This window comes from Nonlabens sp. (assembly GCF_039941875.1).
GTDB lineage: Bacteria > Bacteroidota > Bacteroidia > Flavobacteriales > Flavobacteriaceae > Nonlabens.
In genome coordinates this window covers 197,406-223,796 of record NZ_JBDVDQ010000014.1, presented here as the reverse complement: position 1 = coordinate 223,796, position 26,391 = coordinate 197,406, and the positions used below count along the sequence as shown (strand labels likewise).

Genomic DNA, 26,391 nt, shown 5'->3' with positions numbered 1-26,391 from the left:
TTAAAAGATCAACAAATTTACGTCGCTATATGGCAAATTATACCATTCACCTACAGATTTATTAGTCACAATACCATGATATAGGTAAATACCACATTTCAGTCCTTTGTCCATACGTATAGCGTGCTCAATACCGCCGTCGTCTGCCATGTTAAGTATGTATGGTGTAAAAATATTACTTAACGCTATGCTAGCTGTTTTAGAGTATCTAGCTGGAATATTAGGAACGCAATAATGAGTAACGCCTAGTTTATTAAATGTAGGTTGTGCGTGGCTGGTTATCTCACTAGTCTCAAAACATCCTCCCATATCAATACTTACATCTATAATTATAGCACCTTTTTTCATATTCTCTACCATGGGTTGAGATACGACTACAGGCGTTCTATTCTCGCCACTTAATGCCCCTATAGCTACATCACAACGTCTTAGAGCTTTGGAAAGGTACTTAGGTTGTATAGTAGATGTATATAATTGCTGACTTATATTATTTTGTACGTTACGCAACTTAGATATGGAGTTATCAAATAATTTAACACTAGCGCCTAGTCCAAGAGCGGTTCTAGCAGCAAATTCTCCAACCACACCAGCACCTAATATAACTACGTCTACGGGCGGTACTCCTGTAATGTTACCAAATAGGTGGCCTGTACTATTCTCTCCAGTGGATAATAGTTCTGAGGCTATAAGAATAGATGCTATACCAGATATCTCACTTAAAGCATTAACTGCGGTAAATCTGCCCTCATCATCTGTAATGAATTCATATGCTAGGGCGGTAATTTTCTTTTCGGCTAGTTTATTAAAGTAATTTTGATCGCGTGTTTTTAACTGTAATGCAGATATTAAAACCGTTTGCGGTTTCATTAATTTTATTTCATCTAAGGAAGGCGGTGCAACTTTTAAAATAGTAGGACATGAGAAAACCTTTGCGGTATCTGTAATAATTTCTGCACCTGCATTGCTATAATCTTTGTCAGAAAAATTACTCGCTGTTCCAGCTCCTTTTTCAATTAAAATGCGATGACCATGTGCACATATAGCTGCTACCGCATCAGGAGTAAGACATATTCTTTTTTCTTGATGTTGTGTTTCTTTAGGAATACCTATAAACAACTCCTTTTTAGTACGCTTAATTTCTAGACGTTCCTCTTGCGGTATGAGTTGATCTTTGGTAAAAGGTGTGGAGATGGTAGGCATGAGAATAAATTATTAATTATTTAAACCAGCGATCACTAGGTTTTTTGACACTTTCTTCTATTTCACTAATATCGATACCATGTATTTTATCGAAAACTTTTAAACGAGCCAAATATGTTAACGATAACGAAATAATAACTACAGGCACGATAAAGTAAAGTTCACCAGAATCTATAAAACTATTTGTAGCAACGAATAAGGTGTATAATTGAAAGATATACAGGCTAATAGGTATTAATATAGTATGGTACCACCAATGTTTACAAGTGAAAAACCATATCAGTAATAATATTAAGGGTACTAATTTTTGAAATAGAATCCAAGATGCCATTAATTGATTATTCTCGAAAGAATTTGATAAAGCTTTAAAAAATGATGTATCCCATAACCAATTTGGTAATGCTTCATAATAGTAAAATATATATGGTAATGTGGCCATAGTGACAGCAATAACACTGCCTATGGTCAATGCAGGTTTTTTGCTAGAATACTTTTTTTTACTTGTCATAGGGGGAGAAATTTAAAAAGCTCACTGCAAGTAAATGTAGTGAGCTTTTTAAATAATAACAAATAAATTTTATCCGTGAACTGGCGGCTTGAATTTTGCCATCATAGATCTTTCAATTTTTTTGCTTTTTGTTTCCTTAGTAGTTTCAGGTTGGAATTGAACAGTTGCTCCTGCTAATGATACACTGAAAATAGCAAGTAATACTAATGATTTAATTGATTTGGTTTTCATAATATATAGATTTTGAGATATTGGTTGGTCAAATATACCATCCTTATCTTGTGTAAAACTAATAATTATGCAGTTATTCGATATATTACGCATTTCAACGATAATCAGAATAATTAACATATCAATTTTTCATCTTTAGTTAATAATACTTATATATCTAACTTTTTCATCTACTACATTAATTTTAATTAATTGGAAGTTATTTAAAAGCGGAATCGATAATTCGGGCCATTCAATTAGGCAATATGCGTTATCTTCTAAGTAATCCTCAAATCCGATATCAAACAATTGTTCAGTGTTTTCTATTCTGTATAGATCAAAGTGAAATACTTTATGGTCTGATCCAGAGTGTTCATTAACAATGCTAAAAGTAGGAGAGGTAATTTCCTCTTCTACACCTAATTCTCGACAAATGGATTTAATCAAGGTGGTTTTACCTGATCCCATAGGTGCTTCAAATAAGATTACCTTTGATTTAGATTGCTTTAAAATTTCTTGAGCAATACGGTCTATTTCTTCTAATTTGTATTTCATTAATTTCTATCTAGGTTCATAAACAGCAAATGGTATCAACATTTCCTCTAGTGATACACCACCATGTTGATAGGTATTTCTATAATAACTAACATAATGATTGTAGTTATTAGGATAGGCAAAGAATAAATCACCCTTAGCAAAAATGAAACTACTGCTCATGTTTATTTTAGGTAATTTAATTGAGCTCGGATCTGTAGCGGCGAGTACATCTTTTGATTCATAAGATAAACTACGACCTGTTTTATATCTTAGATTTAAACTGGTATTCTTATCACCTATAACTTTACTAGGTGACGTTACATTAATAGTACCGTGGTCGGTAGTAAGTATAAGTTTAAAACCTAATTCTTGTCCTCTTTGTATAATATCTAATAAAGGCGAGTTCTTAAACCAGCTTAATGTTAATGAGCGGTAACTTTTATCATTACTCGCCAGTTCTTTAATTACTTCCATCTCTGTTTTAGAGTGAGAAAGCATGTCTACAAAATTATAAACTACAACAGTTAGGTCATTATCTTTTTGAGATTTAAAATTATCTGCTAGTTTACGACCATTGTTTTCATTAGTGATTTTATGATATTGGTGCTTAATATTTAAACCTAGCCTTTTTAGTTGTGCAATAAGAAAAGCATTTTCATGCATGTTTTTTCCGCCATCATCTGTATCATCTAGCCATAAGTCTGGATGGCGTTTTTTCATGTCCTCTGGCATTAATCCAGAGAAAATAGCGTTTCTTGCATATTGTGTAGCAGTAGGTAGGATTGAGCAGTAAGCTTCTTCTTTTAATTTCTTGTAATGATTGTTAATAAGGTTTTCAAAAACCTTAAACTGATCGTACCTCAGATTATCTACTACCACTAGTAAAACAGGTTCTTTTTCTTTAAGGTGTGGAGCTACTCTCTTTTTAAATAAATCGTGGCTCAAAGTGGGGTTGCTTTCATGACCATCAAACCAGTCTGGATAGTTCTTATCTATGAACTTACAGAATTGTTGATTTGCTTCATTTTTTTGTGCGGTTAATATATCAAACATCCCAGAATCATCAACATCCTCTAGTTCAATCTCCCAATAAATAAGCTTTTGATACAATTGCACCCATTCTTCATAAGTGTTGATCATGGACATATCCATGGCTATTTTACGGAATTCTCTCTGGTAGTCGCTGGTTGTTTTATCATTAACCAGTCTTGAATGATCTAAATTTTTCTTAACCGCTAGTAATATTTGATTAGGATTTACAGGTTTAATCAAATAATCTGCAATTTTAGAACCTATTGCTTCTTCCATGATATATTCCTCTTCACTTTTAGTGATCATAATCACGGGAAGTTGCGCTTGCTTCTCTTTTATTTCATGTAAAGTCTCTAATCCAGTAAGACCAGGCATATTTTCATCTAGAAAGATTAAATCGTATCTATTTTCTTCTATTGCTTCTAATGCCTCGGTACCACTGACTCTAGTGTCGATAGTATATCCTTTTTTCTCTAAAAAGATTATATGAGGTTTGAGTAAATCAACCTCATCGTCTACCCATAGTATTTTGATCTCTGCCATATCAGTATATTTGTATTTAAATAGCTGTTCCTTTGAAACTACAGAACAAACTTAAAATATTAAACGATCCTATTTACGGATTTATTTCGATTCCTTCAGAAGAGATCTTTAAAATAGTAGAGCATCCCTACTTTCAGCGCTTGCGCAGGATAACACAAATGGGGTTAAGTTACCTAGTTTACCCTGGTGCGCACCACACTAGATTTCATCATGCACTAGGCTGTATGCATCTTATGCAAAAAGCAGTACAAGTACTTAGATCTAAGTCTGTTGAGATATCTGACCAAGAGGAAGATGCTCTTTATAAAGCTATTTTATTACATGATATAGGGCATGGACCATTCTCTCATGCTTTAGAATATCAAATAGTAAATGGCGTTACTCATGAAGAGTTGTCCTCTTACTTTATGAATCATTTAAATAATGAATTTAACGGTAGTTTAACTCTTGCTATTCAAATATTTAAGGGAGAATATCATCGTCCTTTCATGTTAGAATTAATATCTAGTCAGTTAGACATGGACAGATTAGACTATCTTAAAAGAGATAGTTTTTATACTGGTGTTGCAGAGGGGAATATAAATAGCCAGCGATTAATCACCATGTTAAACGTAGTAGATGACCAGCTAGTTGTAGAGGAAAAGGGGCTTTATAGTGTTGAGAACTTCTTATCTGGACGTAGATTAATGTACTGGCAGGTATATCTACATAAAACAGGAATAGGAGCTGAGCATTTATTACAATCTGTCATTAAGCGTATCAAAGAGTTGATAGCAAAGAATATACCGGTAGAGCTACCTAAAAATCTAGAATACTTTATTAAAACAGATCAGGTAGATTTTGTGAACAATACACATGATCTAGACAGATTTGCTTCTCTCGATGATTCTGATATTATAACGACCTTGAAATTAGGTAAGGATCATGAAGATTTTGTTCTTAGTGAACTTTGTAATATGATTTTAAACAGACAATTGTTAAAAATTAAATTCAGTAATAAACCTATTTCAGAAAACAAGGTTGGTAAACATCTTAAAAACTTGATGTCCTATCGCAATCTTACTGCACATGAAGCGTCGTATTTTGTTTTCTCTGGTGTTGTTGTTAATCTCGCTTACGCGAAAGCGAAACCAATTCAAATATTAAATAAAAAAGGAAAATTGACAGAATTAATAAAGGCTGGTAAAGAAGATAGCTTTAAAGCTTTACTTAAAGAAGTAAGAAAATATTACTGTTGCTATCCTAAGCTACAAGATTGATATAAATTAGTACTTTTGCGGTAATGAAATTTAACATTAAACAAATAGCCGAAATCCTTGAAGGAACTATTGAAGGTGATTCAAGTGTAGAGGTCAGTAAATTGTCCAAAATAGAAGAAGGTACCGCTGGTAGTTTGAGTTTTCTATCAAATGCAAAGTATACACCTTATTTATATAAGACAGAAGCTAGCGCAGTAATAGTCAATAAAGACTTTGTTGTAGAGCAACCTATATCATGTTCTTTGATAAGGGTAGAGGACTCCTATAATGCCTTTTCAAAACTTTTAGAGTTTTACCAAATGGCCAAAATGAATAAAAAAGGCGTTGAACAACCTAGTTTTATTGATGATACAGCAACTTATGGTGACGACTTGTATCTTGCAGCATTCAGTTACATTGGAGAGAACGTCAAAATAGGGAATAATGTGAAGATATTTTCTAATGTTAATATAGGTAGTAATGTAACTATTGGTGATAACTCTATTATACATGCTGGTGCTAACATTATGTCAGACACAGTCATGGGTAAGAATGTAGTTATTAATTCAGGTTGTGTTATAGGTGCAGACGGTTTTGGTTTTGCTCCGAATAAAGATGGTACTTTTACAAAAATCCCTCAAATAGGGAATGTTATTTTAGAAGATAATGTAGATGTAGGAGCATTAACTACTATAGATAGAGCTACCTTAGGAAGTACGATTATAAGAGCTGGTGTAAAACTGGATAATCAAATTCAGGTAGCGCATAATGTTGAAGTAGGAGAGAATACAGTAATAGCAGCACAAACCGGTATAGCAGGTTCTACTAAAATAGGTAAGAATTGTAAAATAGGTGGTCAGGTAGGTATAGCTGGACACATAGTTATAGAAGATTTTGTGAATATACAGGCGCAAAGCGGTATAGGAAGAAGATTAAAAGAAGGAGAGACCGTGCAAGGTTCACCAGCATTTGATTTTGGTGACTGGAACAGGTCGTACGTTTTATTTAAGAATTTTAGAAAAATAGAATCAAGAATTTCAACTCTTGAAAAAAAATAATAGCATAAATGACGGTAACAGAATTTAAGCAGACCACGATCAAAAACGAAGTAACCTTATCAGGTGTAGGATTACACACAGGTAAAGAAGTAACTTTAGTTTTTAAAGCAGCCCCAGAGAATCATGGTTATGCATTTCAACGTGTAGATTTAGAAGGTAGTCCGATAATAGAGGCATCTGCAGGATATGTGACAGATACTAAAAGAGGTACTACTCTAGATAAAAGAGGTGTACAAATAAACACTTGTGAGCATGTACTGGCGGCATTAGTAGGTTTAGAAATAGACAACTGTTTAATAGAGATAGACAGTAGTGAACCACCGATTATGGACGGTTCTTCAAAATTCTTTATTGAAGCTTTAGAAAAAGCTGGTAAAATAGAGCAAGAGCAATTTAGAGAAGAATATGTAATCAAAGATATCATCTCTTATAAAGATGAAGAGACTGGTAGTGAGATAATGATCATGCCTGCTGATTCTTATCAGATTACAACTATGGTTGATTTCGGTACCAAAGTATTAGGTACTCAAAATGCAACTTTAAATAAAATCTCAGATTTTAAGGATGAAATATCTAGTTCTAGAACATTTAGTTTTCTTCATGAAATAGAAATGCTCTTAGAACATGGTCTTATAAAAGGCGGCGATCTTAATAATGCTATCGTTTATGTAGATAAAGAACTTTCTGAAAAAACTACAGAGAGTCTTAAAAAAGCTTTTAATAAAGATCATATTACCATTAGGCCTAATGGGATTCTAGATAACCTAGAGTTACATCATCCTAATGAAGCAGCACGTCATAAATTATTAGATGTTATAGGTGATCTTGCTCTTACAGGTTATAGAATAAGAGGTAAGGTCATAGCGACTAAACCTGGACACTTTGTGAATACTCAATTTGCAAAAAAGTTAGCCAAAATCATTAAAAAAGATATTAAAGATAACGTGCCACAAGTGGATATCAATAAAGAGCCACTTATGGATGTTGTTAGAATAATGGAGGTTTTACCACACAGATCACCATTTCTATTAATCGATAAGATTTTTGAACTATCTGACAGTCATGTAGTAGGTTTAAAAAATGTAACGATGAATGAGCCATTCTTCGTAGGACACTTTCCAGGGCAACCAGTCATGCCAGGTGTTCTTATAGTAGAAGCTATGGCGCAAACTGGTGGTATTTTAGTTTTAAGTACCGTACCAGATCCAGAGAACTATCTAACTTTCTTCATGAAAATGGATAATGTTAAGTTTAAAAGAAAAGTATCTCCTGGTGATACACTTATATTTAAATGTGATTTAATATCTCCTATTAGAAGAGGTATTTGTCACATGCAAGCTTATGCTTATGCAAATGGTATTCTTTGTGCCGAGGCTGAGTTAATGGCACAAATTTCAAAAGTTAAATAATGAATCAACCACTAGCATACGTACATCCAGGCGCTAAAATCGCCAAAAATGTAGTCATAGAGCCTTTTACTACCATTCATAACGATGTAGTTATAGGTGAAGGTACATGGATAGGATCAAACGTAACCATAATGGAAGGTGCGCGTATTGGGAAAAATGTAAGTATTTTTCCTGGTGCAGTAATTAGTGCCATCCCTCAGGATAAGAAGTTTGAAGATGAAGATACAGTAACAATAATAGGAGATAACACTACTATTAGAGAGTGTGTTACTATTAATAGAGGTACTTCAGATAGAATGAAAACCGTAATCGGTAAAAATTGTTGGATTATGGCATATTGCCATATTGCTCACGATTGTATCGTAGGTGATAATTGTATATTCTCTAACAACAGTACTCTAGCAGGACATATTACTGTAGGAGACTATGTTGTTCTAGCAGGTATGGCAGCAGTGCAACAATTCTGTCAGATAGGTAGTCATGCCTTTGTAACAGGTGGTTCTTTGGTACGTAAAGATGTACCACCATTTGTAAAAGCAGGTCGTGAACCTTTAAGTTATGTAGGTATTAACTCTGTAGGATTGCGTAGAAGAGGATTTGACCTTGAAAAAATACGCGAAATTCAAGATATTTACAGAATATTATATCAAAAAAACTATAACGTCTCCCAAGGTGTAGAAATCATTGAGGCAGAGATGAGCGCCACTCCAGAGCGTGATGAAATATTAGAATTTATTAAAAACACAAAGCGAGGTATCATGAGAGGATACATCAGCAAACAATAAGATATGGCAAGTACAAGCGACATTAGAAAAGGATTATGTATTCACTATAATCACGATATTTTTAAAATAGTAGAATTTCTTCATGTAAAACCTGGAAAAGGACCTGCATTTGTAAGAACAAAATTAAAATCTATCACTACAGGTAAAGTTATTGATAATACTTTTTCTGCAGGACACAAGATTGATGATATACGTGTAGAAACACAAGCTTTTCAATTTCTTTACCAAGATCAAGAAGGATATCATTTCATGAATACGGAGTCTTATGAGCAAATACAGCTTCAAGAATCTGTACTAGATGCACCTGGTTTACTTAAAGAAGGAGAGGTTGTTAAGATTCAAATCAATACAGAAGATGATTCTCCATTATCTGTAGATATGCCACAATATGTAGTGTTAGAAGTAACAGCTACAGAGCCTGGGGTAAAAGGTAATACTGCCACTAATGCAACAAAACCAGCAACTGTAGAAACAGGAGCAGAGGTTATGGTGCCTCTTTTTATCAATGAAGGTGACGTGATCAGAGTAGATACTGAAAAAGGTAACTATCACGAAAGAATGAAAAAATAAGTGAAGTTCACTAAAACATATCCGCTTTCTGAAATAGCTACAATCATCGATTGTAAATACGTCGGTGACGCCTCGTTTCCTGTTCAAGGTATGAATGAGATTCACGTGGTTACAGCTGGTGATATTGTTTTTGTGGATCACCCTAAATACTATGATAAAGCATTACAAAGTGCCGCTACCATAGTATTAATTAATAAAGAAGTAGACTGTCCCGACGGTAAGGCTTTACTTATTTCTGACGATCCGTTTAGAGATTTTAATAAGTTAACACAATATTTTGCTCCTTTTTCCGCTTTCGCGAAAGCGGAATCCAATCCACCTATTATAGGAGAAGGAACGATTGTGCAGCCTAATGCCTTTTTAGGTAACGATGTTGTAGTAGGTAAAAACTGCATTATACACAGTAATGTGTCGGTAAATGACAGATGTATTATAGGAGACAATGTTATTATACATTCTGGAACAGTTTTAGGAGCAGATGCTTTCTATTACAAACGTAGACCAGAAGGTTATGATAAATTACTAAGTAATGGACGCGTGGTTATAGAAGGCCATGTGGAAATAGGTAGTTTATGTACAATAGATCGAGGTGTAAGTGGTGATACTACCATAGGTTATGGAAGTAAAATAGATAATCAAGTGCACATAGGTCACGACACCGTATTAGGTAAACATGTTCTAGTAGCCAGTCAGACCGGTATTTCTGGTTGTGTGGTCATAGAAGATGAAGTCAAAATATGGGGGCAGGTAGGAATACGTAGTGATATACGATTAGGCAAAGGATGTGAGATAATGGCACAAAGTGGTGTCTCAAAAGATGTTCAACCAGGTGATGTGCTTTTCGGCTCACCAGCTTCAAATGCTAAAGTAAAGTTTAGAGAGCTGGCTGCTATAAGAATGTTACCTAACTTTATCAAAAATAAATAGATGTCAGCAGCAGCTAAGAAAATAGTAAAAGGCTTTTTAGATTCAGATGTTTTTGTAGATCCCAAAGAATTTGGTGATTTCATACATCCAGACTTCATTATGCACTGGCACGCCAGTTCTGGGTATAGAGAATTTGATTATAAAGATTATCTAAGACTTACAGAGGCAGTATCTTCTTCTTATGTAAGTACAAGATCTGAGGTGTCACATTTGTTAAGTGAAAAGGACGAAGTAGTGGCTCGATTTACAGTGTTCGTAAAAACACTAGAAAATCCTCAAGAAGAAATACCAGTAGGCTATTTTATTTCTATCTTTAGGCTTTCAGAAAATAAGATTATAGAAGTATACCAGACTAGTCATACTAGTTAATAAAATATAAATAGAAACTCAACTTAAATATATATAAATGAGCGTTTTAGTAAACAAAGATTCTAAAATAATAGTACAAGGTTTCACTGGTAGTGAAGGTACATTCCACGCAGGTCAGATGATCGACTATGGAACGAATGTAGTAGGTGGTGTTACTCCAGGTAAAGGAGGACAGGAACACTTAGGAAAACCAGTTTTTAACACCGTACAAGAAGCTGTTGAGAAAGCAGGAGCAGATGTAACTATCATCTTTGTACCACCAGCTTTTGCAGCTGATGCTATTAAAGAAGCTGCTGATGCAGGAATAAAAGTAATTATTACAATTACTGAAGGTATTCCAGTAGCAGATATGGTTAAAGCTGCAGATTATATTAAAGATAAAGATTGTCGTTTAGTAGGTCCTAACTGTCCAGGTGTAATTACTCCAGGTGAAGCAAAAGTAGGTATCATGCCAGGTTTTGTATTCAAAAAAGGAAAAGTAGGTATCGTTTCTAAATCAGGTACTCTTACATACGAAGCATCTGACCAAGTTGTAAAACAAGGTTATGGTATTTCTACTGCTATAGGTATAGGTGGTGACCCAATTATAGGTACTACTACTAAAGAAGCTGTAGAGCTTTTCATGAACGACCCAGAAACTGAAGCTATCGTTATGATAGGTGAAATAGGTGGACAGCTAGAAGCTGATGCTGCAAAATGGATCAAGGAAACTGGTAACAAAAAACCTGTTATAGGTTTTATCGCTGGTGAAACAGCTCCTGCAGGTCGTACTATGGGACATGCTGGTGCGATAGTAGGTGGTTCTGAAGATACTGCTCAAGCTAAAAAAGCGATCATGAAAGAATGTGGAATCCACGTAGTAGATTCTCCAGCTGAAATAGGTAAAAAAGTTGCTGAAGTTTTAGCATAAATTTTATTAGGCCAGAATAATTATTATCCATTCATGTGATAATAATTATTTTGGCTTTTTATATTAAACCAACTACTTATGAAATTATTAGAAGGTAAAAACGTAATCATTACCGGCGCCAGTCGTGGTATAGGTAAGGGTATTGCACAAGTATTTGCTCAACATGGCGCAAATATAGCTTTCACATATGCAAGCTCTGAAGGTCCTGCTCTAGAACTGGAAAAAGAACTTACTGCCGCTGGTGTAAAGGCAAAAGCTTATAAAAGTAACGCTGCAGATTTTGCACAATCTCAAGAATTAATAGATGCCGTTACTAAAGATTTTGATAGTATAGATGTACTTATTAATAACGCTGGTATTACTAAAGATAATTTGCTAATGAGAATTAGTGAAGACGACTTTGATAAAGTTATAGAAGTAAACCTTAAGTCTGTTTTTAACATGACTAAAGCAGTACAACGTACCATGTTAAAGCAACGTAAAGGTAGCATTATTAACATGAGTAGTGTAGTAGGTGTTAAAGGTAATGCTGGACAGACTAACTATGCTGCGAGTAAAGCTGGTATCATAGGTTTTAGTAAATCTGTAGCTCTAGAATTAGGATCTCGTAATATACGTTGTAACTCTATCGCTCCAGGTTTTATAGAAACAGAAATGACAGGCGCTCTTAATGAAGATACAGTTCAAGGATGGAGAGATGCTATTCCACTTAAACGTGGTGGTACTCCAGAAGACGTAGCAAACGCTTGTGTTTTTCTAGCTAGTGATTTATCTGCATACGTTACAGGTCAGACACTTAACGTGGATGGCGGAATGTTAACATAATAAAAGAATTATTTGATGACCGTAATTTTAATGATTATTGCTGCAGTAGTAGCTGCCTTAATAGCTCTTTTTCAATACGGTTATATAAGTAATACTAAGAATACTAAGAAAAAACCGTGGTTTGCGTTATTACGCTTTCTCACGGTTTTTTGTATCTTATTACTCTTTATAGCTCCGCGATTTGATTCAAAAACCTATGAATCTCTATTACCACAACTTATTGTTATGGTAGACGATTCTAAGTCTGTAGAATATTTAGGAGCTAAAAACGCGATTAAAAATGATCTCGATCTATTATTAGAAAATAAAGATGTAAAATCTAAATTTGATATTCAGGTTTTTCAATTCTCTGAAAATATAAAACCCTTAGATTCCCTAGGATTTAACAAGGGAGATAGCGATCTAGGTAAAGCGATTACCCAGCCTCAAGAATTATTTAAAAATAGAAATAAAGCCATAGTAGTACTTACCGATGGTAATCAGACTACTGGTAATAGCTATGGATATTCTAAGATAGATAACAAGACCAGTCTATATCCTATTATTTACGGCGATACTACTCAGTATGCCGATCTACAAATTACTAATATAAACGTAAACAGATATTCTTATCTAGATAATGAATTCCCAGTAGAGGTGTTTATTTCTTACCAAGGTACTGAAAATGCGACACGCAATTTTACCATTAATCAAGGTAATAAGACCTTATATAAAGAGTCATTTACCTTTGACGCCTTACGCAGGTCTGCTATTGCTAGTTTTAATTTAACGAGTACTTCAGTGGGTACACAGTCTATGGTGGCTACTATTGCGCCATTGTCTAGAGAGAAAAATACTAAGAATAATTACCGCAGCTTTGCCGTAGAGGTAATCGACCAACAGACTAATGTGTTGATATTAAGTGATGTCATGCATCCAGATATAGGTGATTTAAAAAAGGCGATTGAGTCTAACCAACAACGTAAAGTAACTATTAAGAATACATCTCAACCTTATGATCTTAATGAGTATAATCTGGTGGTGATGTATGGTGTAGGTTCCGCTTTCGCGAAAGCGTACTCACAAAAAGCTTTATTGAATAAAAACACTTGGGTAATTACTGGTCCAGACCCAGATTTAAGTTATCTCAATACTAATAATAAAGCATTTCAAATAGAAACAGATAACGAGTATGATGATGCACAACCTATACTCAATGATTCTTACGCAACATTTAATTTAGATCAACTCGATTTTGAAGATTATCCACCTGTTTCGGTACCATTCGGTGATATAAAATTTAACACTAATGTTGATGTTCTTTTTTATAAGCAAATAGGTAGTATTGCGACTACACAACCTATATGGTTTACTTATGAAAATGGAGAATCTAAGCATGCAGTTACCCTTGCGAGTGGTTTATGGAGGTGGAGAGCTCAAAGCTTTTTAAGTAATAAGGACTTTAAAAACTTTGATGATCTTGTGAGTAGTCAGGTACAGTACCTGGCCAGCAATAAAAAGCGTAATAGGCTAGAAGTTACTTATGAGACTTTCTATTATCAGAATAAAACGATAGTAATTAATGCTCAGTATCTAGATAAAAACTATGAATTTGAAGATAATGGGATTTTAAATATAGTTTTAAAAAATAAAGAAACTGAAGAGCGTATTACCAGACCATTTGTGTTGAATGGCAACTCATATTCAGTAGATTTAAGTGGTTTAAATGCTGGTGATTATTTGTTTACCGTAAAAGTAGAAAATGACGAACTGTCTAGGTCTGGTTCTTTTAGTATTTTAGAATATGATATAGAAAAGCAACAGGTAAATGCTAACGATGCTGGTATGAAAAAATTAGTCGGTACGTCTAACGTGATGTATCAAGGTCAGGTAAATGAGTTAATTAATAAATTGAATACCGATCCTTTATTACAAACCATCGAGAGAGCAACGATTAAACAGAGCAGCCTTATAGACTGGCAGTATTTACTAGGTATTATTCTTTTATTGCTAGGTCTAGAGTGGTTTTTAAGAAAATATAACGGATTAGTTTAAAAAAATAGAATTATGGAAAAATTACCTAAGGCAGTAGTGTTTGCATTAGTAGGTATTGTATTACTTGTTATTGTGATTATTAAAAGTTCGGTAGTGATAGAATCAGGACAGGCAGGAGTACTGTTTCAAACTTTAAATAGCGGTATCGATAGAGAGAATACTTATGGAGAAGGTTTTCATATCATTGCCCCATGGAATGATATGATCATTTATCCAGTAAGACAACTTTCTGTTTCTGATCAAATGAAGGTTCTATCTGTAAATGGACTAGAAGTAACGGTAGATGCTACGGTATGGTATAAACCAGAGTATTCAAAATTACCTTATTTACATCAGGAAAAGGGTCGTACTTATAAAGACGATATCTTAATACCAGGTATAAGTGCTGCTGCAAGAAGTGTGGTAGGGCGTTATACACCAGAGCAATTGTACTCTAGTAAACGTGATGTGATTCAAAACGAAATTCTAGAAGAAGTACAGAATAAACTTGCCTCTCAATATATAATAGTAAGTGAAGTACTCGTAAAGGATGTAACCTTACCAGCTAAAATTAAAGCAGCCATCGAGCGTAAACTCGAACAAGAGCAGGAAGCATTAGAGTACGAGTTTAGACTTGCTAGAGCAACAAAAGAAGCTCAAAGACAAAAAATTGATGCCGAAGGTAAAGCGGTTGCCAATAAAATCTTAAGCGCTTCATTAACAGATAAAATTCTTACAGAAAAAGGAATTGAGGCAACTTTAAAACTAGCGGAATCTCCTAATTCTAAAGTAGTTGTTGTAGGCGGTAGTGAAAGCGGTGGTTTACCGATAATTTTAGGGAATCAGTAGTCTGTTAATTAATCAAAATTTCCATCGAAAATTTAAAAATGAAACTGATGTCAGTTCGAGCGCAGTCGAGAACGGTTATTTAGTAACAACTTTATAATAATTCAAACGATTCAAATAGTACTTATGTTTGGATTACCCCTCTAATTTTCAAAATCAAAAAGCTCCCAGTTCAATTAAGAATTGGGAGCTTTTTTAATTTATAATTTTACCAGGAAGGTAGTAAATCTGAATCGGTAGATTGTTCTATTCGATTTGTTTTTGTGGTTTCTTCAAACTCTATGATTGTGAATTCGATTAATTTTTTATCTGTATTGCTAATTATTAGATTGGATAATTTTTCAGCAGGTATGTTAGAAAATTTACAGGGTAAGATTGTTAATCGCTCTTCAATAAGATTTGAGTTATATGGCTTTGAAACTCTAAATATATCGTTACCAACTATTTCTGGAATCGTATAAACTAAGTTCAGGTCCATTAACTTTTCTATTAAATTCATTTTTCTGAATACCTTAGTTATGTTGAGATCATAAGATTTTAGAATATCAAATTCAGGTAATGTATTTCTTATAAGTTTTTATGTTTTTATTTTTCGGATAAAATCTGCTTTAGGATTTGAAACACCTGATCCATATTCAAAAAATCTTAGGTCTGTCTTATCAATAAAAGTGGGTCCAGCACCGGCTAATGTTAGTGCAGGATGGGAATACGTGAAACATAAATAATCTAAAGTATCTTCTATAATCTCAAGTTCTAATCCTGAAATCTCTATGGTTTCGATATGATTTTGTGCCAGCTTATGTACATCCATTCCTATAAAAATTTGATTTTACCCAAAAATACGAGTGTCTGCAAGACCTACGATAACCCATTTATCATCTATAAAGTATAGGGTAAATTTGTTGGTTCCTATGTGAGATAGAAATTCATTATAATAGAACTCATAAGTTGTGGTAACGGTAGCTATTTGAGAATCGCTGTCATAACTAAGCTCGATAAGTCGCTCTTCAAATGGTATGCTGTCTGGTATTGCGGCTAGATTTTTTAAGAAAAGAGAGGCTTCTGTAGTACTTATTTTACGTTCTTCTCCTTTAATAGTCATAGACGTGAGCTGAATATCTAGAAGCATCGATTCTTTTAATGCCGTAGTATCGCGGGCATGAAAATGTTTAAAAAAGCTTTTTACGGCATCTACAGCGGTAGGTATTTTTATTTCTTCTTTAACTTCTACTTGTGTAGTGTCTTGTGATACAGTTTGTTGAGAGTTAGCTTTCGCGAAAGCGAGAACGAAAATAATAATAAATAGATGTCTCATGATCTTACAATTTAATTGAGCTGTAATATTAGTACTTTTGCTACACTTAAAATAAGTTTTATGTCTACTGCAAAGAAGCAATATAAAAGAGTGACTGTAAAATCACTTACAGAAATGAAAGCAAACAAAGAGAAGATCTCGATGTTAACGGCTTATGATTATACCATGGCAAAGATTATCGATAGTGCTGGTATAGATGTTATTCTTGTAGGAGATAGTGCGAGTAATGTAATGGCTGGACATGAGACTACGTTACCTATAACGCTGGACCAGATGATTTATCATGCGAGTAGTGTGGTAAGAGCTGTGGAGCGTGCATTGGTTGTAGTAGATTTACCCTTCGGTAGTTATCAAAGTGATCCTAAAGAGGCGTTACGTAGTGCGATACGTATTATGAAAGAGAGTGGTGGTCATAGTGTGAAACTAGAAGGTGGTAGTGAAGTAAAGGAATCTATAAAGCGTATTTTACATGCTGGTATACCGGTAATGGGACACTTAGGTCTAACACCACAATCTATTTATAAATTTGGTACCTATACAGTTAGAGCTAAAGAAACTGAAGAAGCTGAAAAATTGGTACAAGACGCGCTAGCGTTAGAAAGATGGGGTTGTTTTGCTCTAGTATTAGAAAAAGTACCTGCTGCACTTGCACAAAAGGTAGCAGACCAACTTACTATTCCTGTTATAGGTATAGGGGCAGGCGCTGGTGTTGATGGACAGGTTCTTGTATCTCACGATATGTTCGGTATGACTCATGAGTTTAATCCTCGTTTTTTAAGACGTTATTTAAATCTATATGAAGAGATGGGAAGTGCGGTCGCAAATTACGTGAAGGATGTAAAATCTGTTGATTTTCCTAATGATGAGGAACAGTATTAATTAAAATAAGTCTATCATTTCTAGATAGAAGATTTATATAACTAAAAAAGCTGAAAACTATATGATATAGTTTTCAGCTTTTTATATTTACTTTAATGCTGGTATTACATAATTCTAATAAAAAGGATCGATATGCTTTTTATTGCGCTGACTGTACCAGACTATCAATAAGATGACTACTATTACCACAAAAAGAACCAATAGTAAGATCATAAATGTCTCTACTGTATCTGAAGATTTACCAGCTTTATTGATAAAGCTGTTACCTACAGCCATGCTGGAAGGTATGTATATCTGATATCCCAATGTTTCATTTACTTTGTTTACTTGTTTCGAATATTCCTTAAATTCAGATGGGTTGATATGGTCTTTTTTGTATTTTAATAAATAAGTTAAGTCTATTTCGTTTTTACGCTTATTGTATTTTACATTCCATTTATAATCAAAAGCAGTACAGTTAAATTCTTCTTGCTCATTATACACATCCCATCTAGAGCCTAAAATTACTTTGATTTTGTGCTGTTTAGTCGCTGGATAATACAAGCTCAAAGGGTCTTTGCGCTCTTCCTTATTAGGAGTATATAAAATACCTTCTATACTAGAAGGTGTAAAATGTGCCATGATATAGCCATCTTTTTCTGGCATAGGTCTCCATAGACTGTCTATTTTATACTCTTCGGTTACTATGAATTTATTGAGTTCTAAATCGTCTTTAAATTCTGGTTTTTTAGTAGATTCAATATTATAGTAATAGTTAGAATAGTAGTTTTTATATTCTTTAGTAATGGTATTGATACTGTTGTTTTTAAAATAGCCTCGCATTACGTCTGCCTCATAATCATAGAATACAGTTTTAACTTTTAATGTAGCTCCTTTTCCAGTTTCTTCTAGTTCATAAACATCATAAACCTCTACAGTATTCTTAGAATGACTCGTAATTTGATCTAGTTCTGTGTTTTCTGGTTTAATAACTAGACCATACTGATAATCTGGGAAATGTGTTTTATCATAAACACCACCTTGATTGCTTATGGTAGGGTCATAATATAAATCTGTTCCTGTAGAATCAATAACTTTTACTACACAGTGATCAAAGAAAATAGGTGAAGGAAGAAATTCTGTAATAGATTTTTTTAGATAACTATTAACTAGCATAGGGTAGGCTTCTATTCCCATTTCATTAAGCATAGAAGACATGAGTAAACTTTTATCTTTACAGTCACCAAAGCGCTGCTCAATAACCTGGTTAGGCATAAAAGGTTTATAAGCTCCTATACCATCCTCAAGACCTAAATATCTGATATCATCTTGTACAAAATTTAAAGTAGCAGCTATTTTCTCTCCATCAGTAGAGTTTTCTTGTTTAATATTATTAATTGTTTTTGATAATTCTCTGTTAGGTTTTTCTTTTAAGGTATAAATATCTATTCCCCAGTTTACAACATCCTCCCAAGAATTATAATCACTTATAAGAACGAGTTGGTAATCGATTTTCCAGTTAGGACTGTAATCTTCATAAGTTACGGTTTCTGTATTTTCATTAATCCAGTGGTACTTTTTTAAACCATTTACAGTAGTAATTTGTGGCTCACTAGGGTTATTGATACCTTTTATATGTAACTCATTTTGAGATAATAATATGACGGACATCTTACCTATAGGTTCATAACTATTTAAGTAGTAAGAATTAGAAAACTTATTTTTATGAATAGGATTAAAACCTGTAATGGTGTAACTGTATTCCACGATATCGTCAGACCTAACGTCAGATATGTTCATAACAGCAGACATGGTACCGTCGTACATATAATTTTCTGCATCAGATTCACGACGCATTAATTGAAAATTATCTGGCTTTAATTTATCGATAACTTCTCCATCTCTAAGGACTTTTATAGTATGGAATTTTAAAGTTTGATAAGTAGGATCATAACTTACATTTATGGTAGACGCTTGTTGTACGCCTACATTTTCAAAAATTTTTGTAGCATATTTTGTGTAGGACTCTTGTTTAGGTATGTTTATTTGATGATCAGAAAGTAAGGTTAAGGTTCCTTGATTTAAGTCGTCATAGTTAACATCTGGAGTAGGGTTGTAAGTTATTTTTTCTAGCCAGTTGGGTGCGATTCCTGTTTTTACTTGAGCTATTGAGAATAAAGCGGTAAGTAAAAAGATAATAGATAAGGTAATGGTTTTCACTAAGGTTAGTTTTGGTTGGTAACAAATGTAAAATATAATTCTCTACTATTTAAAGAGATGCAAATAGCTTTTCAAGCAGATATAAATATAAGAATGTGGCATGTTCATTAATTATGAATTATAACCTTCATAATGTTTTAAAAACTTCGTCGAGTTCGTTATTTTTAAAAATTACAATTAAAGAAATACATGGGAACATTTATAATAGAAGGTGGACACCAATTAAAAGGTGATATACAACCACAAGGAGCTAAAAATGAGGCGCTTCAAATACTTTGCGCTGTATTATTAACAGACCAGCCGGTAGAGATTAATAATGTTCCGAACATTATCGACGTTAATAAACTGATTGCTTTATTGAATAATCTAGGTGTAAAAGTGACTAAAAATGGTCCAGAATCTTACACTTTTCAAGCAGATAACATAAATCTAGACTGGTTACAGTCCGAAGAGTATAAAATACAAGGTCGTGGACTACGTGGTTCTATCATGTTAGTAGGTCCGTTATTAGCACGTTTTGGAAAAGGATATATTCCACGTCCAGGAGGTGATAAAATAGGTCGTCGTCGTTTAGACACACACTTTGAAGGTTTCATAAAACTAGGTGCAAAATTCAGATATAATAAAGAAGAATATTTCTATGGTGTAGAAGCAGACGAGCTTCATGGAGCTTATATGCTTCTTGATGAGGCGTCTGTAACAGGAACAGCAAACATTGTTATGGCTGCTGTACTTGCCAAAGGGAAAACAACTATTTATAACGCTGCATGTGAACCTTATTTACAGCAATTATGTAACATGCTTGTACGCATGGGAGCAAATATCTCAGGTATAGGTTCTAACATGCTGATTATAGAAGGTGTAGAGAAATTAGGTGGTACAACACACCGCATTCTACCTGATATGATTGAAATAGGTAGCTGGATAGGTCTTGCTGCTATGACTAAGTCAGAGGTTACCATTAAAAATGTAGCTTATGACGAGTTAGGTATCATTCCTGCAACTTTCAGAAAACTAGGTATTACTATAGAACGTCGTGGAGATGATATTTTTATTCCTGCACACAACGATGGTTATGAAATCCAGAACTACATCGATGGTTCTATTCTTACCATTTCTGACGCTCCATGGCCAGGTTTTACGCCAGATTTATTGAGTATCGTTCTAGTAGTAGCAACACAGGCTAGAGGTAGTGTATTAATACACCAGAAAATGTTTGAAAGTCGTTTATTCTTTGTAGATAAATTAATCGACATGGGGGCAAAAATTATTCTTTGCGATCCGCACAGAGCGAGTGTAATAGGTTATGACTTTCAGTCTCAATTAAAGGCTACTACTATGACTAGCCCAGATATTAGAGCAGGAATATCCTTACTTATCGCTGCTTTAAGCGCCAAGGGAACGAGTACCATCCACAATATTGAACAAATCGATCGTGGTTATCAAAACATAGATAGCAGATTACGCGCAATAGGTGCAAAAATAAAGCGTTTAGACTAAATTTTAAAAGTTATAAATATTCTGTTTTAGGTTACGCTTTCGCGAAAGCGTAACCAGAATAGATAATTAATAATAAATTTGATTTATTTAAATCTTGCTTAAAAACAATCAGTTATCACGACATTTTAACTTAATATAACTTCTCTGTGATCATTTTAGGCAGGGAATTTGATAACTTGCAGGTATGAGAAATCTTATTGCTTACATATGTATACTTTCGGCTAGTTATTCTTTTGCACAAGAAATACCTAGTAGTACACCACGTACTATAGAACCAGTGCCTCAAACTACTACAGGTGGTTCTTTGTTGTTTCCAGAAAAGAAGGAGACCAAAACCTATACCAGACCCAAAGAAAATAACGAGATCAAAATGCGTCAAGAGACCGATCTTGTTGATCCAGGTATAAAGTACGAAAAGCAAAAGTTCAAAAAAGATGCTCCAGTAGGTGCAGGTTTTAGAAGTGATACTTTTCTAGGTGAGATAAGAACCGGTGAAAAATTACTTAGATTAGTATGTAGAGATCATCAGTATGAAGATGGAGATCTAGTGCGTATATGGCAAGATGATAAGATTCTTGTGGAAAAAATATACCTTAGAAATGTCTATCAAGGAGTTAGTATACCTCTTAAAGATGGATTCAATAAAATAGAAATAGAAGCTCTAAATCAAGGTTCTTCTGGACCTAATACTGCAGAGTTTAAAGTTATGGATACTAAAGGTAAAGTAGTACAACAAAATATATGGAACCTTGCGTCTGGTGTAAAAGCCACTTTGATTATTTTGAAGAATGAGTAAGATTTTATTAGTAGTTTTATTTTTTATTCCATTTTTGTCTTTAGGAGTAGAGTGTGGAATAAGTACTACACAGTTATTTCCTGAAAATCATAATATTGACGTAGATCAATTATTTATGTTACAAAATGGAATGGAAACTGAGAAAAGTCTATTTTCTATTAATAATTTTGATTATTCTTTGAGATCTGAACAAGGTGAAATAATCGAGCTACTTATTTTTGATTCTACAAGAATAAATTTAAATGCTCAGATACTATTAAAACCTGACTGTCCATTAAAATTGGGAACCAAGTATTTTTTTTATTCTCAATTTAAATATAATGATGAAAAATATGCTGACTTACCTGATGAATGGTTTGAAAAGCAAAGATGGAAAGGTAAATTTTTTATTGTAGATTCTGCAAAGGATTATAATGTACCTAAAGATTTACACTTAGATTATAAAGAGATAGTAGGTGCAAAAGAATTAAAGCAATCATCTTCAATAGGTTTTACACTTTTAGTAAGCTTGGAGCCTAATTATTTTCTCTTGACTAATGAGGTGTGGTATGAAGTTACCATAAGAAATTCTAAAGGAGAATTGTTTAGAACTTATTTGAAGCCCTTTCAAGGTAATTTTGAAATAGGTTATTGGGAATGTGGTGGAAATATGCGATTTGATCCCAGCTTGAGTTATGAAATAAAAACCAGTGCAATGGCTATGAATGGATTAAAAAACACTGCTTCTGAATGGAGATCAATTACAAATCCATGGAAAGAAGTAGATTCTCTCGTTAGGAAAACTATAATAGGTCGGTAATTTCCACAACCGTTTCTTTATTCAGATTTTCTAAAGTAAATTTTCCTATGCGTACACGAGCAAGTCGTAATACAGGAAATCCTACTGCGGCACACATTTTACGTACTTGTCTAAACTTTCCTTCTTTTAAAGTAACAGATACCCAGGAAGTAGGACCATGACGATCATCTCGTACTCGTTGTAAAGTTTTTGGTAAATCAGGGGTTTGTTCTACTATTTTTGCTTGACATTCCTTGGTGCGATAGATACTACCATTGATGCTTATGTCGAGTCCAGAAGTCATTTTTTCTATAGCTTCTTCCGTAATGACACCATCTACTTGCGCGTAGTATTCTTTTTCTACCTTACCGTGTTTATTGATATGACTGCTTAATTTGCCATTTGTCGTGATCATTAATAAACCTTCACTAGTTTCATCTAGTCTGCCTACTGCCATGCTATCTGTCGGGAAATCAAATAGCTCACCTAAAAACTTTTTGTTTTTTTGATGCCTGTCGTTAGTCATAAACTGACTAAGCATTTTATAAGGTTTATAGATTAAAAAGTGTCGGTGCTCCATGTAGCGAAGTTCTTAAAATCTAATCAATATCCTAAATAAATATTAATAAATTGAATCGTAATAATTACGTGATATTTATGCAATAAACTTGCAGTATGAAAAAATTACTATTTCTTTCCCTAGTTATATTATTTTCCTCTTGTAAAGAAGAATCTTCCCAAGCCGTTGCTTTATCATTAGCACCTGGCAACTGGAGACTGACCTTTGATTTAGGTAATGAAAAAGCACTACCAGTACAATTAAAGGTAAATAAAGATCAGACATTAACTATGTATAATGCAGATGAAGAAATTACCGTTACTGAGATTACCATAGAAGGAGATTCTATCTTTATAAAACCACCAGTTTTTGAAGGATATTTTAAAGGTAAATTTCAATCTAATGAGTTGATAACAGGAGAACATGTAAAACCTAGTTTAGATAGGGTACTACCATTTACAATGTCGGCAGGTGAGAATTACCGCTTTGCAGAATCAAAAAACCAGACAACTTCTTCTTTTATATCAGGTGGTTATGAAACGGTCTTTAGTCCAGATAGTGAATCAGATCGTTACATTGCAAAAGGTGTTTTTGATCAAAAAGGCGATAAAGTAACCGGTACTTTTGAAACTACTACTGGAGATTATCGATTTCTTCAAGGCTCTGTGATAAATGATACTTTAAAGCTATCTACCTTTGATGGTGCTCATGCTTTTCTATTTGAAGCAGCTGTAAAAGACAGTGTTCTAGAAGGATATTTTTACAGTGGTAATCACTGGAAAGAACCGTTCACCGCAGTTCTTAATAACGATTATAATCTACCAGATGCTACAACGCTTACTTATTTAAAAGAAGGATATGATTCTATAGATTTTAGTTTTAAAGATGTTAATGGAAATCAAGTAAGTTTACAAGATCCAGAATTTAAAGATCAAGTAGTCGTAGTACAGTTATTAGGTAGTTGGTGTCCTAACTGTTTAGAAGAAACTAGATTTTTTCAAGATTATATAAACTCCCAAAATCCTGATGTAAAATTTATAGGCTTGGCATTTGAATATGCTCCTACTGAAAAGGCTGCTATGCAATCTGTAAAAAGACTGATTAAGGCAGAGAACGTTACGTATCCTATTTTATTAGCTCAATATGGATCTACAGATAAGAAAACAGCAAATGAAAAGTTGCCAATGCTTAACCATGTTTTATCTTATCCTACGAGTATTTATATAGATAAAACAGGTAAAGTAAGACGTATACACACTGGTTATAACGGTTTGGCAACTGGTCAGAAACACGAACGATTTAAAGAAGAGATCTATGAGTTTTTAGAAGAACTACAAGCAGAAACTCTAGAATAAATCTCTCATTATCTGTGGTGGTATAGCAAGTTCTTGCTCTTTCATTGTAATAGGTATTCTAATCAATTTAAGTAAAGAAAGTCCAGAGGTTAATAAAACCATTCTCAACTCTTCAATTTTAGAATTGGTTAATTGAATACTCAAAACCGACTCTTTTCCTACCTTTACGTGGTTGGGCATTAAAGAGAGTAATTGTTTTCTCTTTGTGTGGCACAATTGGTCTAGCTTTAAGTCTAAGTAACTTGTACCTAGATTTTTTTGTAACATAATCCACAGATGTGTGAAGGTAGTAGTAGATACCTTTTCTTCAAAGATGGCATAATATTGTTGTACTAAGTTTTTCATAATTATAGGTTTTAGTTAGCCGTTTAATAAATCATTTCTTTTAAATTCAATTCCTTTTCTTATCAAGTAAGCATGATAAGCACTAGGTATATCATGCGTCCATTTAGGAAGTAGGATAGTGATAAGTATTCTATCTATGTGCGATATAAGTCCCATGACTAAAGCTAGTGTAAATGGAATTCCTGCATGATTAAAGCCTATCAACGATGTAAAAGCAATTAATAAAGTAATACCCCACATTTTTGATAGAAAGGCATGCGTGCAAGTTTCCTTTTTAAATTTGACGAGACTTATCACATAGCATGCTACCTCCATGGCAAGAATTACATATATAGAAACGTAATGATTTGCGATAAGTTGTGGATAGAGTATCCATGTTGCAAAACCTATAGAAAGCCAAAACACCATATCTGTCTGACTATCCATTCTCCTCAGGCTAGCATTAGAAATTCCTTGTTTTCTAGCCACAATACCATCTAAAATGTCAGAAATTAATCCTAGATACATAAGTATGACTATGGTAATTTTAGAATCGTCACCTACAGAATAGGCTAAAGCTAATACAATAGGAGCTAGTAATAAACGGAATAGAATCAACGCTTTAGGAATATTCATCATAGGTAGTTTATTTATTATGTTTCAAATCTATTGTGTTTTTTAAAACAAGATTTGCGTTAAATAAGTATTTTGTATTTTTAATTTGTGAATAACGCAAGATGAGAAAACAAGACTTAATTATTAACCGCTTTCGCGAAAGCGTAACCGACCAAACATCTTTTATACAACAAGTAGCAAATGTGTTAGATATAAGTTATGATGCTGCCTATAGACGTATTCAAGGTAAAGCAAAATTAACAGCAGATGAGGCAATGGAATTGGCAAAAATAGGGCAGTTCTCACTGGATAATATTATGGTGCAAGATGTAAAATTAAGTGCGCTGGGCGAGGCTACTACTCATGTAAATTCTATTAAAAGTATGGAAGAATACCTGGCAGAAACAGTCAAAAACCTCACGCAACTAGGTAAAGATGGTGTGCGTTTTGAGTACAGTGCAAAGGATATTCCTGTGTACCATCATTTTAATAATAGTGAATTGGCCAGGTTTAAGATTTATGTATGGCTACAACTTATGGATCCTACTTTTATGGATACTAAATATGAGAACTTTCATTTAACAATGAATATGAAGTCTTCTATGAAGGAAATAGCACAACTCATTCAGCGATTTGAGGTGTGTGAGATATGGAACGATACTACGGTTACTAGTAGTCTTAAACAGATAGACTATTTTCTCACAGCCGGTATGTTACCACTAGAAGATGCCAAAGTATTGTGTAAAGACATTAAAGACTTAATAGCTTTAAAACAAAAAGAACTACTTACAGACCGTTATGACATACACTATCATGAGTTGTTAATCATGACTAATAATTCTATAGCTTATAAACACGATAGGCCTGTGGCAGGGTTTGTCACTATGACCATGCTGGGTTACATAAAGTTTACGGCTAGCAATATGTTGCACCGTATAGAAGGATATTTTAAACATCAATTAAAACAAGCTACCTCTTTAACAGATTCTAATTCTAAGGAGCGTGCTCGATTTTTTAATAAAATAGAGCAAAAAATAAACGCTCTAGAAAAATCTCTAGAGCGCTATGAAGTGTTAGATTTTTAAATGCTA

29 protein-coding genes are annotated in these 26,391 nt (G+C 33.8%); 17 read left to right on the top strand and 12 right to left on the bottom strand.

Going from position 1 to position 26,391, the window contains the following annotated elements:
- The 5 genes from ABJF08_RS08560 to ABJF08_RS08540 form a co-directional block, all read right to left on the bottom strand.
- On the bottom strand, window positions 1–1,200 hold the full coding sequence (locus ABJF08_RS08560) for an alanine dehydrogenase (protein ID WP_348115725.1): 1,200 nt from the start codon (window positions 1,198–1,200) through the stop codon (window positions 1–3).
- Between the two features lie 16 nt (window positions 1,201–1,216).
- Window positions 1,217–1,708 (bottom strand): hypothetical protein, encoded by a 492-nt coding sequence (locus ABJF08_RS08555; RefSeq protein WP_348115724.1) that lies wholly within the window; start codon window positions 1,706–1,708, stop codon window positions 1,217–1,219.
- A 69-nt stretch (window positions 1,709–1,777) separates the two neighbouring features.
- Window positions 1,778–1,939 (bottom strand): hypothetical protein, encoded by a 162-nt coding sequence (locus ABJF08_RS08550; RefSeq protein WP_348115723.1) that lies wholly within the window; start codon window positions 1,937–1,939, stop codon window positions 1,778–1,780.
- A gap of 135 nt (window positions 1,940–2,074) precedes the next feature.
- Window positions 2,075–2,473: a tRNA (adenosine(37)-N6)-threonylcarbamoyltransferase complex ATPase subunit type 1 TsaE gene (gene tsaE / locus ABJF08_RS08545; RefSeq protein WP_348115722.1), complete on the bottom strand. Its 399-nt coding sequence runs from the start codon at window positions 2,471–2,473 to the stop codon at window positions 2,075–2,077.
- Between the two features lie 6 nt (window positions 2,474–2,479).
- On the bottom strand, window positions 2,480–4,030 hold the full coding sequence (locus tag ABJF08_RS08540) for a bifunctional response regulator/alkaline phosphatase family protein (protein ID WP_348115721.1): 1,551 nt from the start codon (window positions 4,028–4,030) through the stop codon (window positions 2,480–2,482).
- Window positions 4,031–4,062: 32 nt separating this feature from the next.
- On the opposite strand from ABJF08_RS08540, the gene ABJF08_RS08535 reads away from it, so the two are divergent.
- The 11 genes from ABJF08_RS08535 (at window position 4,063) to ABJF08_RS08485 (ending at window position 14,983) form a co-directional block, all read left to right on the top strand.
- The gene (locus ABJF08_RS08535) at window positions 4,063–5,289 is read left to right on the top strand and encodes an HD domain-containing protein (RefSeq protein WP_348115720.1); all 1,227 of its coding nucleotides are present in this window, start codon (window positions 4,063–4,065) and stop codon (window positions 5,287–5,289) included.
- A gap of 23 nt (window positions 5,290–5,312) precedes the next feature.
- Entirely contained in the window at window positions 5,313–6,326 is a 1,014-nt protein-coding gene (gene lpxD / locus ABJF08_RS08530; protein WP_348115719.1) for a UDP-3-O-(3-hydroxymyristoyl)glucosamine N-acyltransferase, read from the top strand.
- Window positions 6,327–6,334: 8 nt separating this feature from the next.
- On the top strand, window positions 6,335–7,735 hold the full coding sequence (locus tag ABJF08_RS08525; protein WP_348115718.1) for a bifunctional UDP-3-O-[3-hydroxymyristoyl] N-acetylglucosamine deacetylase/3-hydroxyacyl-ACP dehydratase: 1,401 nt from the start codon (window positions 6,335–6,337) through the stop codon (window positions 7,733–7,735).
- On the top strand, window positions 7,735–8,520 hold the full coding sequence (gene lpxA, locus ABJF08_RS08520) for an acyl-ACP--UDP-N-acetylglucosamine O-acyltransferase (RefSeq protein WP_104514926.1): 786 nt from the start codon (window positions 7,735–7,737) through the stop codon (window positions 8,518–8,520). Before ABJF08_RS08525 ends, lpxA begins: the two co-directional genes overlap by 1 nt.
- Before the next feature lie 3 nt (window positions 8,521–8,523).
- Window positions 8,524–9,090 (top strand): elongation factor P, encoded by a 567-nt coding sequence (gene efp / locus ABJF08_RS08515; protein ID WP_348115716.1) that lies wholly within the window; start codon window positions 8,524–8,526, stop codon window positions 9,088–9,090.
- A complete protein-coding gene (locus ABJF08_RS08510) occupies window positions 9,091–10,017 on the top strand; it encodes an LpxD N-terminal domain-containing protein (RefSeq protein WP_348115715.1) in 927 nt (308 codons plus the stop codon).
- Window positions 10,018–10,386, top strand: coding sequence for a nuclear transport factor 2 family protein (locus ABJF08_RS08505; RefSeq protein ID WP_348115714.1), 369 nt, complete (start codon window positions 10,018–10,020; stop codon window positions 10,384–10,386).
- A 37-nt stretch (window positions 10,387–10,423) separates the two neighbouring features.
- Window positions 10,424–11,296: a succinate--CoA ligase subunit alpha gene (gene sucD, locus ABJF08_RS08500; RefSeq protein WP_348115713.1), complete on the top strand. Its 873-nt coding sequence runs from the start codon at window positions 10,424–10,426 to the stop codon at window positions 11,294–11,296.
- Window positions 11,297–11,374: 78 nt separating this feature from the next.
- On the top strand, window positions 11,375–12,121 hold the full coding sequence (gene fabG / locus ABJF08_RS08495; RefSeq protein ID WP_348115712.1) for a 3-oxoacyl-[acyl-carrier-protein] reductase: 747 nt from the start codon (window positions 11,375–11,377) through the stop codon (window positions 12,119–12,121).
- A gap of 15 nt (window positions 12,122–12,136) precedes the next feature.
- On the top strand, window positions 12,137–14,155 hold the full coding sequence (locus ABJF08_RS08490) for a vWA domain-containing protein (protein WP_348115711.1): 2,019 nt from the start codon (window positions 12,137–12,139) through the stop codon (window positions 14,153–14,155).
- 12 nt (window positions 14,156–14,167) lie between these two features.
- Entirely contained in the window at window positions 14,168–14,983 is an 816-nt protein-coding gene (locus ABJF08_RS08485) for a prohibitin family protein (protein WP_348115710.1), read from the top strand.
- Window positions 14,984–15,188: 205 nt separating this feature from the next.
- Here ABJF08_RS08485 and ABJF08_RS08480 read toward each other — a convergent pair whose 3' ends face one another.
- The 3 genes from ABJF08_RS08480 to ABJF08_RS08470 form a co-directional block, all read right to left on the bottom strand.
- Complete coding sequence (locus ABJF08_RS08480; protein WP_348115709.1) at window positions 15,189–15,479, bottom strand: hypothetical protein; 291 nt, start codon at window positions 15,477–15,479, stop codon at window positions 15,189–15,191.
- A gap of 78 nt (window positions 15,480–15,557) precedes the next feature.
- Entirely contained in the window at window positions 15,558–15,791 is a 234-nt protein-coding gene (locus tag ABJF08_RS08475) for a hypothetical protein (RefSeq protein WP_348115708.1), read from the bottom strand.
- A gap of 18 nt (window positions 15,792–15,809) precedes the next feature.
- Window positions 15,810–16,295, bottom strand: a complete 486-nt coding sequence (locus ABJF08_RS08470; RefSeq protein ID WP_348115707.1) for a hypothetical protein — start codon at window positions 16,293–16,295, stop codon at window positions 15,810–15,812.
- 60 nt (window positions 16,296–16,355) lie between these two features.
- Between ABJF08_RS08470 and panB the strand changes: the two genes are divergently transcribed.
- Window positions 16,356–17,174, top strand: coding sequence for a 3-methyl-2-oxobutanoate hydroxymethyltransferase (gene panB, locus ABJF08_RS08465; RefSeq protein WP_348115706.1), 819 nt, complete (start codon window positions 16,356–16,358; stop codon window positions 17,172–17,174).
- A 114-nt stretch (window positions 17,175–17,288) separates the two neighbouring features.
- Here the strand turns inward: panB and ABJF08_RS08460 are convergent, their stop codons facing one another.
- On the bottom strand, window positions 17,289–19,373 hold the full coding sequence (locus ABJF08_RS08460; RefSeq protein WP_348115705.1) for a DUF3857 domain-containing transglutaminase family protein: 2,085 nt from the start codon (window positions 19,371–19,373) through the stop codon (window positions 17,289–17,291).
- 189 nt (window positions 19,374–19,562) lie between these two features.
- Here ABJF08_RS08460 and murA point away from each other — a divergent pair, with 189 nt between their 5' ends.
- From murA to ABJF08_RS08445, 3 genes are all read left to right on the top strand, one after another.
- Window positions 19,563–20,873, top strand: a complete 1,311-nt coding sequence (murA, locus tag ABJF08_RS08455; protein WP_348115704.1) for a UDP-N-acetylglucosamine 1-carboxyvinyltransferase — start codon at window positions 19,563–19,565, stop codon at window positions 20,871–20,873.
- Between the two features lie 184 nt (window positions 20,874–21,057).
- Complete coding sequence (locus ABJF08_RS08450) at window positions 21,058–21,669, top strand: hypothetical protein (RefSeq protein ID WP_348115703.1); 612 nt, start codon at window positions 21,058–21,060, stop codon at window positions 21,667–21,669.
- On the top strand, window positions 21,662–22,468 hold the full coding sequence (locus ABJF08_RS08445; protein WP_348115702.1) for a hypothetical protein: 807 nt from the start codon (window positions 21,662–21,664) through the stop codon (window positions 22,466–22,468). Before ABJF08_RS08450 ends, ABJF08_RS08445 begins: the two co-directional genes overlap by 8 nt.
- Here the strand turns inward: ABJF08_RS08445 and ABJF08_RS08440 are convergent.
- On the bottom strand, window positions 22,452–23,027 hold the full coding sequence (locus ABJF08_RS08440) for a pseudouridine synthase (protein ID WP_348115701.1): 576 nt from the start codon (window positions 23,025–23,027) through the stop codon (window positions 22,452–22,454). The genes ABJF08_RS08445 and ABJF08_RS08440 overlap by 17 nt on opposite strands.
- A 95-nt stretch (window positions 23,028–23,122) precedes the next feature.
- Here ABJF08_RS08440 and ABJF08_RS08435 point away from each other — a divergent pair, with 95 nt between their 5' ends.
- On the top strand, window positions 23,123–24,361 hold the full coding sequence (locus ABJF08_RS08435; protein WP_348115700.1) for a TlpA disulfide reductase family protein: 1,239 nt from the start codon (window positions 23,123–23,125) through the stop codon (window positions 24,359–24,361).
- Here the strand turns inward: ABJF08_RS08435 and ABJF08_RS08430 are convergent.
- Complete coding sequence (locus ABJF08_RS08430) at window positions 24,353–24,706, bottom strand: hypothetical protein (RefSeq protein ID WP_348115699.1); 354 nt, start codon at window positions 24,704–24,706, stop codon at window positions 24,353–24,355. The two genes, ABJF08_RS08435 and ABJF08_RS08430, sit on opposite strands and share 9 nt — an antisense overlap.
- Before the next feature lie 15 nt (window positions 24,707–24,721).
- Entirely contained in the window at window positions 24,722–25,321 is a 600-nt protein-coding gene (locus tag ABJF08_RS08425; RefSeq protein ID WP_348115697.1) for a CDP-alcohol phosphatidyltransferase family protein, read from the bottom strand.
- A gap of 101 nt (window positions 25,322–25,422) precedes the next feature.
- Here ABJF08_RS08425 and ABJF08_RS08420 point away from each other — a divergent pair, with 101 nt between their 5' ends.
- Window positions 25,423–26,385 (top strand): hypothetical protein, encoded by a 963-nt coding sequence (locus tag ABJF08_RS08420; protein ID WP_348115696.1) that lies wholly within the window; start codon window positions 25,423–25,425, stop codon window positions 26,383–26,385.
- Window positions 26,386–26,391: the final 6 nt, after the last annotated feature.